Source organism: Methanosarcina sp. MTP4, assembly GCF_000970045.1.
GTDB lineage: Archaea > Halobacteriota > Methanosarcinia > Methanosarcinales > Methanosarcinaceae > MTP4.
In genome coordinates, this window is the sequence record NZ_CP009505.1 from 1,060,940 (window position 1) to 1,076,433 (window position 15,494).

A 15,494-nucleotide genomic window follows, 5' to 3' on the forward strand; every position below is an offset into this window, starting at 1 on the left:
TGAAATCTTCGAGTAGAAGAAACTTTCGAGTAGATTTGAAACCTTCAGGAAGATCCGGAATCTTCGAGAGAATAAGGAATATAAAAACGAGATGTGGGATAAAAAAGGGTTTGAGAGCTTTTTCATCCGGAAAAATTCTTAAAAGGTATTGATTTTCAAAAAGCCTTCAAACCTTATTTACTCTCCTGCCTCTTCCACTCCTACGGCGTTAAGGAACTTCTTGACCACCGCCTCGTTGACAAGCCGGAGCAGGGTCTGCCTATCCTTTGTGGCACTGAAAACGCCGAGAGGGATCTGGGCACCTGCGGCTGTTGCATGTCCTCCGGCATCTTCCCCGAAGGCCTGGCGCATTATTTCACCAAGGTTGATCCTTATATCGTTGCTGCGGCCTGAGATGAAGATCCTCTCTTCTGTAACCCCGAAGACCACTGTCGTGGAGATTCCTTCAAGGCTCATGAGATAGTCCGCGGCCTGGGGGAGGGTGTCCCTGTCCCTGATATTCCCTACATTCGAAAGGAGGTAACTCCCTATGACCTGCCGGTTCCGGATTGCTTCCCCGAGCACGTCCAGGGTCTCGATAGCCATGGAAGGGCGCTCGAGCTGTTCCAGGATCTCGTGATCGGCGAGGGGGTAGAGGTAAGATGCGGCTGAGAGGTCTGCAGGGTCGGTTTTTCGCTTGAAGTCCTGGGTATCGGTCCTGATCCCGTAGAGGAGGGCGGTTGCCAGGGTCTTTGAAATATTGATGTTGAGTTGCTGCAGGTATTTTGTCATGATGGTGGCTGTGGCCCCGAAGTTCGGGCGGATGTCGATATATTCCGCCTTGATTTCGGCATCTCCCGGAGGGTGGTGGTCGATTACGATCCCAACGTAAGAGTTGGGAGGCAGCATGTTGTTTACCCCCGGGATGGCACAGTCGATCAGGGCCATTTTGTCAAAGTTTTCAGGGTCGTGTTCTTCCATCTTGCTCAGGTCGATTCCCAGAAGGTTTACGAAAGCCTTGTTTTCCTGGTGCCCGATCTTCCCGTGATAGAGGATGTTTGCCTCAACCCCCAGGTTTTTTGCAATTTCCTTCAGGGCAAGCCCGCTGGAAATCGCGTCCGGGTCCGGGTTGTCGTGGATGACGATAGCAAGTTTTTTGCCTTTTGTCCCTTCCAGCCACTGGGCCAGCCTGTTGCCCCTGTGGGCGGACTCGGTCCTTTCCAGGGACCGGGAGAGGGAACTTGCAACGACCCTCGAGGGCATGAAAACAAAATCGGCTCCCAACGACTCCATTTCTTCTTTCTTGATTATGTCGGAAGCCCGGGAAAAAAGGTGGACGTCAGGGCTAACGAGGTCTTTGAAATTTTCGATCCCTTTTTTGTTTACCTCACTGTCGGAGCTAAGGAAAAGGATTGCAACAATGTTCCTTAGATCGATCTGTTTCGGGAGTTCAGGGTCTGCAATGTCTCCTACGATTGCCTCATAGCCCTCTTCCCGGAGGGTCTCAACCTTTGCTTCATCCTTATCTACGATGATTACTGCCTTGTTAATTTCCCTGAGTTCTTTTGCAAGCGCAAAACCAATACTTCCGCTGCCAAGGATCAAATATCTGGGTTTAACAGTACTTTTCAGGCTATTATCCGAATCTTTTGAAAAACTAGACAAAAACAGTGCCTCCCTGTCTCATGTGCATCTGGACACTTCCAAAGGAGAATGAACATATAGCAAAATGTACAATTGTATACTATTTTACCGTTACGTTTCCAGCTATCAGAGCCGTACCTTGCTGGCAACCCCGGACTTCCGGGAACCGCTAAAGGTCCGGGAACCTTTCCCGGGCCGACACAAATGAAGGTCTAAAAAGCCATTAGGTGCCGATTATTACTATGCTCAAGCCTATGTTCTTTGCAATTACTTTTCTCTGCAATTAACTTCGCGTTCCTTTTTAGTATAACATGTTATATTGAAATGTACCGTATATAGTTAATGATACAAAATAAGTTTTCCTTTCCATAACTATAAAAATGGACTTCATTCCAGAACCCTGGGTGAAAGTTTCACAAGCAGCGAAAATCACCAGAAAACACTAGCGGAGTTTAACATGAAAAGTATAAGTTCTTCATGGATGAGGGCAATCGATCGAAACTGCGCAGATCTGGGCCTGCTCCCGCTACAGCTAATGGAAAATGCAGGAGCAGGAGTTGCCCGCTGTGTAAGAGAGAAGCTTGAGAACGGGACGGTGCTCTTTGTGGCGGGCAGGGGGAATAATGGGGGAGATGCCTTTGTGGCAGCCAGGCAACTGGCAGGCTTTTCCGCTTACAGGGTCAAGGTAATCCTGCTCGGGAAAGCTGCGGAAATCGGGACCGAAGAAGCTGCACGTAACTATTCTCTGCTTAAGTTTAGCCGGGTGGAGACACTTGAGATAAGGGATTCCAGTCAGCTTGAAACCTGCGGCTGGTTTTCCGAAGCAGACCTTCTGGTTGACGCTGTTTTCGGGACAGGGATCAAAGGAAAGGTCCGGGATCCCGAATCTATGGCCATTGACCTTATTAACGAAGCCGGAAAAGCCGGAAAAACCGTGGTCTCGGTGGATATCCCTTCAGGGCTTGACCCTGACGGCGCAAGTTTTGAAAAGTCGGTCCGTGCCGACCTTACCGTAAGCTTCCACCGCATGAAAAACGGGCTCCTGTGGGAAGGGGCAAAAGAATATACCGGCACTGTCAGGGTTGTGGGAATAGGGGTCTGTGCGGATGCTGAAACTTATGTCGGGCCCGGGAACCTGCAGATGCTCCGCGGGCGAAAGGTCGGAGGACATAAAGGGGATTCCGGAAAAATTCTTGTTATTGGGGGAGGCCCGTATTCAGGAGCCCCGGCCCTTGCAGCCCTTGCAGCCCTTCGGACAGGGGCGGACCTCGTAACAGTTGCTGTCCCGGGATCGGTTGCAGAAACAGTTGCGGCTTATTCTCCCAACTTGATTGTCCGTAAATTGTCCTCAAATGTCCTCTGTCCCGAAGACCTACCCCTCCTTACGGACCTGCTGAACACAAATGACGTTGTTGTGCTCGGGCCGGGCCTGGGCAGAGCCCCTAAAACCCTTGAAGCGGTCCGGAAGGTCCTGCCCTTCTGCAGGAAGGCTGTCCTTGACGCCGATGCTCTCTCAGCCCTTTCTTCCCCTCTCTTCGAAACCCTTGCCGGAAACTGCGAACTTATTATCACTCCGCATGCAGGGGAATTTTCCCGTTTGAGGGGCACGGAAACCCCGGCTGACCCGGAGCCCCGCCGGAAAGCCGTGAGGGAATTTTCAGAAGAAAACGGGGTCATAACCCTTCTTAAAGGAGCCGTTGACATTATTTCGGACGGAAAGCATACCCTCCTGAATAGGACAGGAAACGCCGGGATGACCGTAGGAGGGACGGGAGACGTTCTTTCAGGGGTTGCAGGAACCCTCTTTGCCCTGAATCCTCCATTTATAGCTGCTGCCTGTGCGGCGTACATCAACGGAGCAGCCGGGGACCTGGCGTTTGAAACTTTTGGAAATGGACTGCTTGCGACGGACGTGCTCGAAAAAATCCCCGAAATGATTAAAGAGGTGGAGAGGGGATAAACAAATACAGGGATAAAGTTCCATGGAAAGAGGCTCCATGGAAAAAATCCATATGAAAATAAATTCTTATGAAAAGTTACTTGGAGAAAGGTCTTTGAATAAATATTATGGGGAGGTAACGGAGTATGGTTCAGGAAAGCGACCGAAAAATCGAGGTTGAGATCGAACGGAATAGGGTAAGAATCGCAGTGTATCACGGGGAAGATGAAGAAATAATAAAGTTCAGTCTTGAGGAAGCAGGGGATCTTGCAGAAAAACTTAATAAAGCACTTGAGGATTATTCCAAACGTAAGCAGGTTCGGATTGACTGAATAAGCTAAGACGACGAAAAACGTGGTGATTTTTTTGGAAAAGATTTTTACGCATATCGAAGCTGGCAAAGCAAGAATGGTGGACATCAGTGAAAAGCCCGATATTGGTAGGAGAGCGAAGGCAGCAGGGGAAATCATGCTTTCCGAAGGAACTCTCAAAAAGATAAGTTCGGGCACTGTTGAGAAGGGAAACGTCCTTGCGACAGCCAGGGTCGCTGCCGTGCTTGCGGTAAAAAGGACGCCCGACACTATCCCTATGTGCCACCAGATTCCGATTACGAGTATAGATGTTGATTTCGAGATAGGGGAAGAAACGATTGAGGCTGTTGTGGAAGTCCGGTCCGTGGGAAAGACAGGGGTGGAAATGGAAGCCCTTGCAGGGGTTTCGGCGGCCCTGCTTACTATCTGGGACATGGTGAAATCGGCAGAAAAGGATGCCAGTGGGAACTATCCCCATACAGCTATCAGGAACATAAGGGTGCTCGAGAAGGTCAAAGGCTGAGACCGGCGGAACAGCCTGCGGTCCGCTAAAAGAAGCTTTTTAAAGGATGGGATATATCAAGTCGGAAAACTGAGGTATCTAACTTGAAGATCATAGGTGGACCAGCATCACAGTTACTTGCAAGCCGCACGGCCCGGGCTTTAGGGAAAGAACCGGTGCTCTGTGAGTTTAACCGTTTCCCTGATGGGGAACTGTACCTTCGAATAGCCGACGAGACTGAAAACGAAAAAGTAACCCTGATCCAGAGCACCCCCACGGATTCGGACCTTGTGGCCCTGCTCCAGCTTATCGACGCCTGCGAAGGGGCAGCCAAGATAAATGTGGTGATCCCCTACATGGGCTACGCCAGGCAGGACAAGAAGTTCAAGTCCGGAGAGCCGATCAGTGCCAGGGCGGTGGCCCGCTGTATCAATGCCGACAGGGTCTTTACCGTCAATATCCACGAAGAGAGCGTGCTTGAGTACTTCCCCTGTCCTGCCGAAGACCTGGACGCAGCAAAGCTCCTTGGGGAGTACATTGCAGGCCTGGGCCTGGAGGACCCTCTCCTTGTTGCCCCCGATGCAGGAGCCGGGAACCTCGTGAACAATGTCGCAGGAGATCTTGGTTTTGCCTGTGACTTCCTCCAGAAAACCAGACTCAGCGGGGATACCGTTGAAATAAAGACAAAGAATGTGGAAGTTGTCGGCAGGCACATTGCCCTGGTCGATGACATGATCGCGACAGGCGGAACCATGGCTGAGTCCATCCGCATGCTTAGAGGGCAGGGCGCAGCCGATGTCTACCTTGCCTGTGTGCACCCGGTCCTTGCAAGAAATGCCGTAATCAGGCTTTTCAATGCCGGGGTAAAGGATATCATCGCCAGCGATACCCTGGAAAAAGCCGAGAGCAGGGTGAGTGTAGCACCCCTTATTGCAGAAGCTCTGCAAAAGCTCTGAGCTTCAATTCAAATTTTATTACCGTTAAGTATTTTTTATATTCTGCACATTACCAGTACTATGACACTTCCAGATGTCTGCCCTCTTGACAGTTCTCAAAAATGCAAAGGAAAAGAATGCCACCTTTTCCGTGTGGAATGGCGAACAAACGACCCCATTTGCGAGATTGGCTACAGCTCGACCAGCAAAGTAAACTCCGGAAGGTCCGACCGTAAGCAGGACACCTACGCCGAAGAGACTTTCCGGAAGCTAAACAAGAAGCAGCCGCCTGCCCTGGCCAGCCGGATAACCCGCTCCGAAAAAGGAGACTGGGTCCCCTCACACACAGTTCCTTCACACGCCAGGCCCGAAGAACCTGCCTGGGGGACGGAGGATAAACCCGTCAGGGAGTCCGCGGGAACAGCTTTCAAAGAGGGATCTGCCGGAAAACCTGGCGGACAGTATCAGGAAAGTAATCCGGAAAACCTGAGCCCGGCTGAAAGGTTTGATCCCGACCCCCATGAAGCCGAAAGAGCTTCACTAAGGCTTGAATCCCGCTTGAAAAGGGAACAGGCAGAAGAAGCCGAAAGGGCTCTGGAAGTGAAAAAGGCCAGGGAAACGGAAAGTTTGCCTCCCAAACCGAAGTTGCAGGAAAGGGTCATTTCCAGGAACAGGAACGCAACTATCATTGAAGCCTGCGACGGCTCCGAAGAGCCCTGCGAGTTTTCTCCGGGCAGAGGAGACCAGCTGGGTAAGTCCGCGGATCTCAAGGAGAAGCGCAAGAAACTTGACAAAGTCATGGACCTCGATCTCCCGGATAACTATGAAGAGGAATTCTGGAGCTGATGTCGCTGGAGCTGATATTAGAAGCTCCTGATCTTTGATTTCAATACTGTTTGATACTAAATCCTCCTGATGTTGGGAACTCCCATAAAGAGCTTTAAAACCTGACTTTTGGAAGGCAGACACTATACTGTACCGGAAAATGCTGTAAGGGGCGCTTGCCCCTTAAAAAGGGTACGATGATTGAGGATGGACAGCCATACATACCATAAAATTTACAACTTACTGCACGATTTTGAGGACGTCTTCTCTCTCTCGGAAGAATACGTCGAACCTGTAGGTGTACTTGCCACAATTCTCAACCAGAAGGTTGTGAAAATGACAAGGTTCAGGCACAGGAAGATCTATTCCAGGGAAGATGAACTTTTTACAAAATGGAAATATGGGCATCCGATTCTTGAACTTGCAAAGAATTTCCACTTTCCTCCGACTCTTATGGCGTCTCTCATCATGAAAAAATGCGGTTTTTCAAGAAAGGCTACAAACTGCCTATTTAAATGCCCTGACGACATCGAGAAACGCCGCTTGAGAAAAGAAGTGAAAAAAGCCCTGGACGCAGACTACTTTTTTTCCCCCCGTGCCCATGCCCTCCAGGGAAAGAAAGGGGAAATGGGAGAAGACATTATCCGTAAATGGCTCGACCACAGGGAGCTTTCCTATCTCACGGAAAACGAACTCAGGGAACAGGGCGACGGCAAGACCCCCGATTTCGTGTTGAAAAAGCCCCTTTGCATCGAAGGCCTGAACGTAAACTGGATTGAGAGCAAAGCCCTTTTCGGGGATGAGTTTGAACACAAACACTATTCCAAGAAACAGTTCAGGGACTATTTTGAAATTTTCGGAGAAGGCATGGTCGTCTACTGGTACGGCTGCCTGGAAGACCTCCCTGCAAACGGCTACCTGATTAAAGATTACAGTTTTTTTGAGGAATGCGAAGAGGAAGTCGAAGCCCTGTTCAACTACCTTGTATACTGGGACTGACCTGGCCACAGGCGACCTTGTATACCGAGAAGTTAGCTTGCTAATCAATTCCCTCTACTGAGAATTAGTCTGCTAATTAATTACCTAGTTTACTGGACGTTGACCTGTGAATTAATTAGCTTATTTCCTGCGTTGAAACTTTAATAAAAAGAGAAGCTCTTTGTTTTATATTAGTTGACCGATTAATTAAAACAAAGAGCATTTCCACATTTCCAAACAAGACACCCCCAACAAGACCATGTGCTTTCCTATTGGCACTACACTTGTTGTCCAATCCTCCTATGTAGCTCACTTTCCAAAGGTGGCTTTTTAAGCATCTGCGGGATATCTATTGAAACTGTCCTGATTACGGGGTTGTACTTCATCTGGACATTCTGATCTCAACGAGCCAGCGTAAGCCCGCCGGAACTTTGAATATGGGGAATACTCAACAATATTATTAATCGAGAGTGTCTCTATGAAGAGATTCCCATCTAAGTCATAGTAGAGCGCCGGGAAGTTATCGTAAGTCCAGGTGAATGGGACATCGTTGACTTCGATAATTTCTCCCTGGACTCCAGACCCTGAGGTTTTCAGCATCAAATAGAAACTGAGATCATCACTGTCAGCTACCTTGAACACGAGATCGTCGAAGATTGGCACTTCGGAATCTCTGGAAAGGAGGATTTCCGCATCATTTTCTAATTCAATACTGTAGCTTGTAATGCTGCTGACTTCAAACACTCCATACTCGCTATCATATCCGACTGTTGTAGCGTTTGCGTAGTCAATTAACCAGAGGCCGTTGATCCAGGCAATACCGTCCCCATCTTCCTGGGTAATCTGGTCTACAAAGACTTTAAAGACCACGATGTCGTTTTCATTTTCGATTCCGTCAAGGTCCAGCACCCAGGTTGATTCTTCCGGGTACGTAATGTCAATTACTGCATCGTCAACATATGCCCCATCTTTTGTGAAATTTAACAGGACCTTGTCTCCTCCTACGTCAATTCCCTCCACTTTAAGGGCATACCCGTTCCCAAGGTCCAGAATCTCACCACTTCTGAGAGAATAGGTATCATCGCTGTCTATGAGAAGCTTTGCGAGCTTGTCTGCATTGTAGCCATATGTATTGGTTAAAGGTATGTATTCTTCACAAAAAAAGCCCGTGATGTAGTACTGGCCCCAGTCCTCATAAGCATAATTTTTCAGGGCTGGAGAAGCTTCATAGATGAGGTCTCCTTCTGCGATAGTTATTCCCTCAGTGAGACCACTGTCCTGAATTATGAGAGTCTCCGTATTATCATCTGTGCCATGGTAAAATGCCGGGAAATTCAGACCTGTAAATTCAATCTGGCCGCCTTCGTTTGCCAGGATATCATCAAGGTCTGCGCCAGAAAACACAGGACTTACAATCCCGCTTTCGACACCATTTTTCACAAACGGGTACACCCTCAGAGTGTCGTTGTCTTCAACTCCGAGATACATGTTCTGGGCAATTTCCACAGAGGAAGCTCTGGGAAGGATTATGTTATCAGAGTTTTGAAGTGCCAGTCCTTCTTCGCCTATATTGCTGAACTCAAGCTCTCCAAACTCATCCCCTTCTACGAATGTTAAAACGTTTCCGAAATCGATGAGCCAGAGACCCTGGATCTGGACAATGTAATCGTAAGCTCCCTGGAAGATATAGTTGATGTGCACTCTCATGACAATGACGTCGTCTTCATCTTCAATGTCCAGATAAAATACCCCGTCAGTAGCTGCTCCTTCAGGAACAGAGACGATTAGATCATCAACATATTCCCCGTTCATGTAGAGTTCAAGCCAGACCTTCCTCCCGCCCAGGTCAACGGTTACGACTTTAAGAGCATACCCGTTTCCGAGATCTAAAACTTCCTCACTTCTAAGGTTATGGATAGTATTATCATCGATGAGAAGCTTTGCAAGTTTGCCTGCATTGAAGGAGCCGGAGCCATCGGTCAGGGGGACGTATTCTTCACCGAAGAGGACTATGGTTGCGTACTGGCCCCAGTCTTCAAAAGCATAATACGTAAATACGGGGCAAGTTTCATAGACAAGATCCCCTTCGGGGATCATGTAGTCATCCACTGCTTGGGCATTTGCAGTAATAGCCGTCATAAATAGCAATGTAAATATTGCTCTCATGACCAAAAGTCGTAGTTTCTGAGTCTTCATAAAACACCTTCAAATTTTCTCGATTCGTACTTTTATTTGCTCACATTTCTTAGTTCCTCACATTTTCGTTTTTTCCCATCGCAGATGGGATTCAAATTATTTAGAGATGATATAATATAAATTTATTTATCAGGTCAGGAAGTATACATTTTAAGGGTAACTAAGCATATACTCCCCCTTAAAATGATTACAATCTAGATATTTGATGCTTCATGCTGCTTTTTTTCAGTGTAACTACGTAAACTTGAACTTACAATCAAGTTCATGAAAATGGGATCAAAAAGTATATTTTTGTCAATTCTGACAAGCTCAGTAGCTTGATTGTAACAAAGAAGAGTGAAATTAGAGAAGAGTATATAGTAAATTTTTAGACACTCTCGCGACTTGTTAAACTTAGTTATCTCAAAAAATTGGCACAGTATTCAGTCTAAATTAATAAACATTGTCTAACTTAGAACCCGTTACTAAATACCTGTGTAATTCACATTTTATTTGAAGTAAAACCAATTGACACTACAGTGAAAAATCCTTTGGAACAGTACGAAATACTGCTTATGTTGATTTATCACATGCTCTTAGTTGTCTAATTGGGGAGTGTGAATTAATAACCTCTCTACTGAAGATTTACACTTCCCCCATTACTTTGTCTTCCAGCTATTACTTTTTCCACAAGTTCACAGCCCCACTTTAAATTTCAGCGCCGGGAAATCGAGGACATGTTGGTCTGTGGGTCTTTTTCCACATGGAAGACGTGGTCTGCGGAATCGATCAGGGACTCGTCGTGGGAGACTACTATGATCTGGCCCACGCCGATGTTCCGCATCATATCAATGAGTTTGAGCAGCTGCCTTATATGCCCGCGGTCCAGGAAAACGGTGGGTTCGTCCAGGATCATCGGGGGGAGCCCGTCGGCCCGGTCTCCTCCAAAGCCCAGTGCCAGCAGCCGGTAGATGGCACAGCGCAGGATGAGGTTGAAGATGGCGCGTTCCCCGCCGCTCAGGAGTTTGGGCTCAAGGGGTATCCCGTCCTTCCTGTAAACGGTCAGGTTGTACTCGGAGTCCAGCTCAATACGGGAGTAGGCGTTGTTTGCGTACATGAAAGTAAACATCTCGTTAAGGAGAGTGGAAAGGGCGCCTATGTTCCGGGTCCTCATGTCCGCCCGGATGCGCATGTAGGTGTTTTCGAGCTCTTCGGCATTCCGGTACACGGCTTCCAGGTAGAGCCGCCTGTTCTCAAGGGCTCGGAGTTCCACTTTGAGTTCCTTGAGGCGTTTTAAGCTGTTTTCAACCATGCCGATTTCTTTCAGGCCCCTATCTTTTTCCTCGCTTATTTCCCGGATGTTTTTCATTATGTTTGCCTGGGCATCCGCAAACCGGGAGCGCATTTCCTGGAGTTCTTCAAGTTCGCTTCCTCCCGCTTTTCCTTCAAGCTGCCTTATCCTTTCACTGCGTTCCAGGATTTCCCGGTCGAAAAAGCCTACCTTTTCAGCAAGGTTCTTTATCCCGGTTTCGAGTTCGGATACCCTGTGTTTTATGGAATCCATGCGGAGCAGGTTTGCCTGAAGCTTTTTTGCCTGCCCGAGAAGTTTTTTGCTAACCTCATGGTCCTTTTCCGCTGCTTCTTCTTTTTTCCGCAGGGCTTCGACTTCGAGCTTGAGTTCTTTTAACTTTTCCTTTACGTTGTTTTCCCGCTCCCCGATGCCCCCTGACTTTTCTTCCAGTTCCTTAATCCTCTGTTCGTAATTTCCAATCAGCGCCTGTGAAGTCCCGATTTTCCCGTTAAGTTTCTCAATTTCCGAGGAGGAATCGGCAAGTTTCTTTTCAAGAACTTTCGCCTCGCGGAGAGTCTTTTCACTTTCCCCGTGGGCCTTTTCCGCAGCCTCGGCCCAGCCTTCCAGGGCCTTGATGTCCGAAAGGAACTGCTGCCTGCCGGATTCAAGCTCCTGATTTCGCTTTTCCAACTTTTCGAGTTTCTTACTTTCTTCTTCGACCCGGGCCTTATGGGTCTCCAGGAGCTTTTCCAGAGCTTTTGCCTTGTCCCTGAGCTTTTCGGTCTGTACGTCGTAGTCCAGGACTTTCTTCTCAAGCTTCCTTGCATCCCTGAGGCGGTTGAGCTTTTTGTCGATTTCCGCCTGCTGGACCTTTATTTCCATGAGCTGTGCGGAAAGTTTCTCTTTTTCCTGTCCGGTTTCCTCGGCCGTGTTTGCAAGCTCCGAGCCTTTCAGTTCCTGCCCACAGGTTGGACACTTACCCTCGGCAAGGAGTTCCCGGTTTTTCCGGAGGCTCTTTTCAAGTTCCCTTGTACGGGTTCCGAGTTCGGCTTCCGTCCCACTCAGCCGGTTTTTGGTCTCGAGCAAAAGTTCTCCTATATCTTCCAGGCTTTCGAGCTGTTCCTCGGAAAAACCAAGCCCTTTGAACCCGACAAGAGCTCCTGACTTCTGTTCCTGGACTTCCAGGACTGCCCGGGAGTTTTGCCCGAGTTCCTCTTCGAGAAGATCTATATTTGTATTGCCCTTCCGGATCGTTTCCCTGCAGCCCTTCAGCTCTTTTTCAAGCTCATTTAAATTTCCGTCCCCGGCCTCTTTGTCTTTCAGGGCAAGGGCAAGCTTCCCGGAAACCTCGTTTTTCCGGTCCCGAAGAAGGCTCTCCTTTTCTTCAAAGTCTTTTATCAGGGAAGGAATATCGACATCAGGGTTCCCTCCCCCTACATTTTCCCTTAGCCGCACACTTTCTTCTTCCAGTGTCCGGATATTAGCCTGATAATTTTCGATATCCTTCTTTGCAGCCTCTATGTCCGACCTGCACTGCACGCCCGCCTTTTCGTTTTCCTTCCTTTCAGCTTCAAGTTCATCCAGGGCCTGCTTCCGGGCTTCCTCTTCTTTCAGGAGAAGGGCAAGTTCCTTTGCGGCAGAGTTCACCTTTTCCTTTGCCAGGGATTCTTCTTTTTCTTTTCCGGCTAACAGGGCTTCGATTTCAAGGTCTCCGAAACCGCATTCCTCCCGAATCCCGGAATTTTCCTCTCCCAGTTCGAGCAACGCTTCCCGGTGCTTCTGGATCTCCCCGGAAAAGCTCTCTTTTTCTTTGAAACACCCGGCTTTTTTCTCCTGGGACTCTTTAATAGCCTGCCTGAGCTTTCCTATTTCTTCAAGACGCTCCTTATGTTCCGCAATCAAGAGGTCTAGTTTTTCCTTCCGTGCCCCTGCATACTCCTTCTTTTCGTTCAGCTCTTTTAAGGAGGCGTCACTTTCCTTCACTTTCTGCCTGAGCCGGTTCAGGGCTGCGAAAGGTTCCGTATTTTCGATTTCCCCTATTTCGGCTTTCGTATCCGCAAGGCTGGTCTTTGCGTCCCGCTCAAGCCTGTTGACTCCGGTCTTTGCGCTGTGAACCCTTTCCCGGTACTCCTCAAGCTTCCCGAGCTGCAGCAGGTCGTCGATCATCCGCTGCCGGTCCTTTGGCTTTGCATTGATGAGCACATCGATCTCCCCCTGCCGGATGTAGGCGCAGTTTCGGTAAGCCTCCTCATCCATGTTCAGGAGGGCACAGACTTCCTCATAGGTCCTGGTGGCCTGGTCGATTACACTTTCCCCGTCCGCATAGAGCACACACTTCGAGTTTGACGCATTTTCGCTTTTCTGAGAATAGCGGAAGCCCTGCTCAATCCGGTAGTCCCGCCCCAGATGCTCAAAGTCAAGGTCAAGCTTTGCGTTTTCCGCTCCCTTGAAAATCATGTCCGCAAGCACGAAGTCTTTTGAAAGGATCTTGCTCCCGAAAAGCCCCATGAAACAGGCCTCAAGCAGGCTGGACTTTCCACTTCCATTCACCCCTGAGATTACGGTCACCCCGTCCTCGAAGGCAAGGTCAAGCTTCTTATAGCTCCGGATATTCTCGACGTGCAGGTTTTTCAACTTCACAGGTAATCACCAAGGTTATACTGACGGAGGGCTGAAGGTTTGCCTTTCCCCTTACCCTTTTCCTTTTCTTTTTCCTTTCCGGGCTTCGCGGATTTTCCGGCATCTTCCGAAGACTGTTCCTGCTTCTTTTCCGGTTCCTGTTCAGGAAGCTTCCCTTTGAGACCTCCTTTATCCCCGGAATCCGGTCCACCTTTAGCTTTCGGCTCACCCGCAATGAAACTATCCAGACCTCTGGCCGGAGTTTCGGGGCTTTTATTTTTGGAGGACCCAAAAGCCGTAAACGGTTTTTCTTCCCCATGACCGCCTTTGACGGACGTTTCGGAAGAATCTGTTCTTACCCCGGATGAAGCCGCAGGTTTCCAGAATACAGGGCCTTCGTTCTGCTCTTCCTTTTCCGGCTGATTCATTTCCTTTTCCGGCTGAACATTTTCAGGCACATCCGGCAAGTCAACTTTTTCGGAAACTTCTGGCTCTTCTGAGACTTCTGGCTCTTCAGGAACTTCGGATTCTTCAGGAACTTCTGGCTCTTCAGGAACTTCAGACTCTACAGAAACTTCTGATTCTTGAAAATGCTCAACCGGTTCAGAGCTTTCTACCAGTTCAAGGGCTTCTAGAGATTCAGGCACCGTATTTGTCTCCGAAACCACGGCTTCGTCAGAAGGTAAAGCTGGTTCTAAGGGCAAAGCTGGTTCAGAGGATACAACTTCTTCGGAAACCACGGCTGATTCAGGGGTTTCAAATGCTTCAGGAAACTCAACAGGTTCGGGGTCTTCGGCAATTTCAGAGCCTTCAAGAGTCTCGGTATTTTCAGCATATCCGTATTCACTTTCAATTTCGGGAACTTCGGCCTTGCCGGAATCCTCTTTTTCGGGCTCCTCCCCCGTCACGGGAACAGACTCCGGGGCAGGCATTTCTATTTTGAAATCGGGGTCTTTGAAATCAATAGCAGAAATCAATTCTACAAGCCGGTTTTCTGTCTCTTCGTCTACCCTTGACCTGACAACGTTCGGGTTTCGGACGATTTCGTCAACAATCAGCCCGCCGTCGGTAAGGCTCATCTTTTTGATTTCCTCGGCAACCGCGTGGTCCGGGTCCGAGAAACTGATGCTTAAGGCTTCTTCCGGGATCGCTTCTTTTACCCTCAGGTCCCTTGCCCTGGGTACGAGAACCCCTTTATTTAGCAGGTACTCCTCGATTTCACTGAAGGAAAGGACCCCTGTCGGTTCCCCGGAAATTTCCACGAAGACCACGGATTCCGGCAGGGTCTCCTGGTACTCGTCAATGGCTGCAAAAATCTGTTCGTAAGGCTTTTCTTCCCCTTTCAGGTTTATGGAAATAAACACAAAATCCCGGGTTGGAATAGTGCGCCTGGAGATCTCGAGCCCGGATTCGGAAAGCGTGATGATATTATAGGAACGGGGTTCATTTTCGGAGGCGCTGTTCCTTTCGGTGCTGCCCGGGTACGTGACCCAGGTGTCCACCACCTTTATTTTCTCGTACTTGTGGTAGTCTCCCAGGAGAACTGCGTCCACTTTGAAGGGCAGGTTTTCGAGCACTTCCTCACAGCTCCATTCCCCATAGGGGAAAGGCTGCATTATCTGGTGCATTACAAGCAGGTTTTTCCCGCCCTCAGGGAGGTTTTCGGGGACCTCGAAATCCGAGTAGTCGAAGATAGGGATCTTTGACTTCGGGACACTGTCGATCCCGTAGATTGCGGCATCTCCGACCATGCAGGGCTTTTTCCCGAGCCTGCATGCGATGCCCATCTCCTCGAATAGGTCCAGCCACTGGGTATTTTGCTTGCTCTCGTGATTTCCGACAATTGACAGAAAAGGTATTCCTGCAGCCTTCAACCGGGATATGATATTGATCGCATCCAGAAGGTCTTCCAGGGTCGGGTTCCTGGAATCAAAAAGGTCTCCCGCATGCACGACAGCGTCAACCTGCATCTCCAGAGCGTCGTCCACGACGTTTGAAAAAGCATTAAAAAAGTCCTGCCTCCGGACCTCGCTGTGGTACTGCCTGTATCCCAGGTGCGTATCTGCGGTGTGGAGTATCCTGATTTCCCTGGTCATGGTATCGTCTGTTTCTAATTTTTTGTGTTATAAGGATTTGTATATTAGTATTTAAGGGATTTCCATGGGGTGCCCGGGCAAATCCAGAGAAGCTTAAAAATATAAACGAGAAGAAGTGGAGAAATATAAAGGAAAAGTTGAAATTAAGCTAAAAATTGCCAAGACTGACTATATTGAAAGAAGTCTCAAAAACTGATAAA

10 protein-coding genes are annotated in these 15,494 nt (G+C 48.7%); 6 read left to right on the forward strand and 4 right to left on the reverse strand.

Annotated elements, in window-relative coordinates; all coding sequences use genetic code 11:
• Positions 1–177: 177 nt before the first annotated feature.
• On the reverse strand, positions 178–1,644 hold the full coding sequence (locus MSMTP_RS04680; protein WP_048178037.1) for a DHH family phosphoesterase: 1,467 nt from the start codon (positions 1,642–1,644) through the stop codon (positions 178–180).
• Positions 1,645–2,080: 436 nt separating this feature from the next.
• Here MSMTP_RS04680 and MSMTP_RS04685 point away from each other — a divergent pair, with 436 nt between their 5' ends.
• The 6 genes from MSMTP_RS04685 (at position 2,081) to MSMTP_RS04710 (ending at position 7,134) form a co-directional block, all read left to right on the forward strand.
• Positions 2,081–3,583: a bifunctional ADP-dependent NAD(P)H-hydrate dehydratase/NAD(P)H-hydrate epimerase gene (locus MSMTP_RS04685; protein ID WP_048178038.1), complete on the forward strand. Its 1,503-nt coding sequence runs from the start codon at positions 2,081–2,083 to the stop codon at positions 3,581–3,583.
• 125 nt (positions 3,584–3,708) lie between these two features.
• Positions 3,709–3,894, forward strand: a complete 186-nt coding sequence (locus MSMTP_RS04690) for a hypothetical protein (protein WP_048178039.1) — start codon at positions 3,709–3,711, stop codon at positions 3,892–3,894.
• A gap of 34 nt (positions 3,895–3,928) precedes the next feature.
• Positions 3,929–4,396, forward strand: a complete 468-nt coding sequence (moaC, locus tag MSMTP_RS04695; protein WP_048178040.1) for a cyclic pyranopterin monophosphate synthase MoaC — start codon at positions 3,929–3,931, stop codon at positions 4,394–4,396.
• An 83-nt stretch (positions 4,397–4,479) separates the two neighbouring features.
• Entirely contained in the window at positions 4,480–5,331 is an 852-nt protein-coding gene (locus MSMTP_RS04700; RefSeq protein WP_048178041.1) for a ribose-phosphate diphosphokinase, read from the forward strand.
• Positions 5,332–5,391: 60 nt separating this feature from the next.
• Entirely contained in the window at positions 5,392–6,156 is a 765-nt protein-coding gene (locus MSMTP_RS04705) for a hypothetical protein (RefSeq protein WP_048178042.1), read from the forward strand.
• 186 nt (positions 6,157–6,342) lie between these two features.
• Positions 6,343–7,134, forward strand: coding sequence for a C15orf41 family protein (locus tag MSMTP_RS04710; protein ID WP_048178043.1), 792 nt, complete (start codon positions 6,343–6,345; stop codon positions 7,132–7,134).
• A gap of 309 nt (positions 7,135–7,443) precedes the next feature.
• Here MSMTP_RS04710 and MSMTP_RS04715 read toward each other — a convergent pair whose 3' ends face one another.
• The 3 genes from MSMTP_RS04715 to MSMTP_RS04725 all read right to left on the reverse strand — a co-directional run bounded on the left by MSMTP_RS04715 (position 7,444) and on the right by MSMTP_RS04725 (position 15,294).
• Positions 7,444–9,252: an S-layer protein domain-containing protein gene (locus MSMTP_RS04715; protein WP_052718275.1), complete on the reverse strand. Its 1,809-nt coding sequence runs from the start codon at positions 9,250–9,252 to the stop codon at positions 7,444–7,446.
• Between the two features lie 751 nt (positions 9,253–10,003).
• On the reverse strand, positions 10,004–13,219 hold the full coding sequence (locus MSMTP_RS04720) for a DNA double-strand break repair ATPase Rad50 (RefSeq protein ID WP_048178044.1): 3,216 nt from the start codon (positions 13,217–13,219) through the stop codon (positions 10,004–10,006).
• Positions 13,216–15,294, reverse strand: a complete 2,079-nt coding sequence (locus tag MSMTP_RS04725; protein ID WP_048178045.1) for an exonuclease SbcCD subunit D — start codon at positions 15,292–15,294, stop codon at positions 13,216–13,218. The genes MSMTP_RS04720 and MSMTP_RS04725 overlap by 4 nt, the downstream gene beginning before the upstream one ends.
• Between the last annotated feature and the right edge of the window lie 200 nt (positions 15,295–15,494).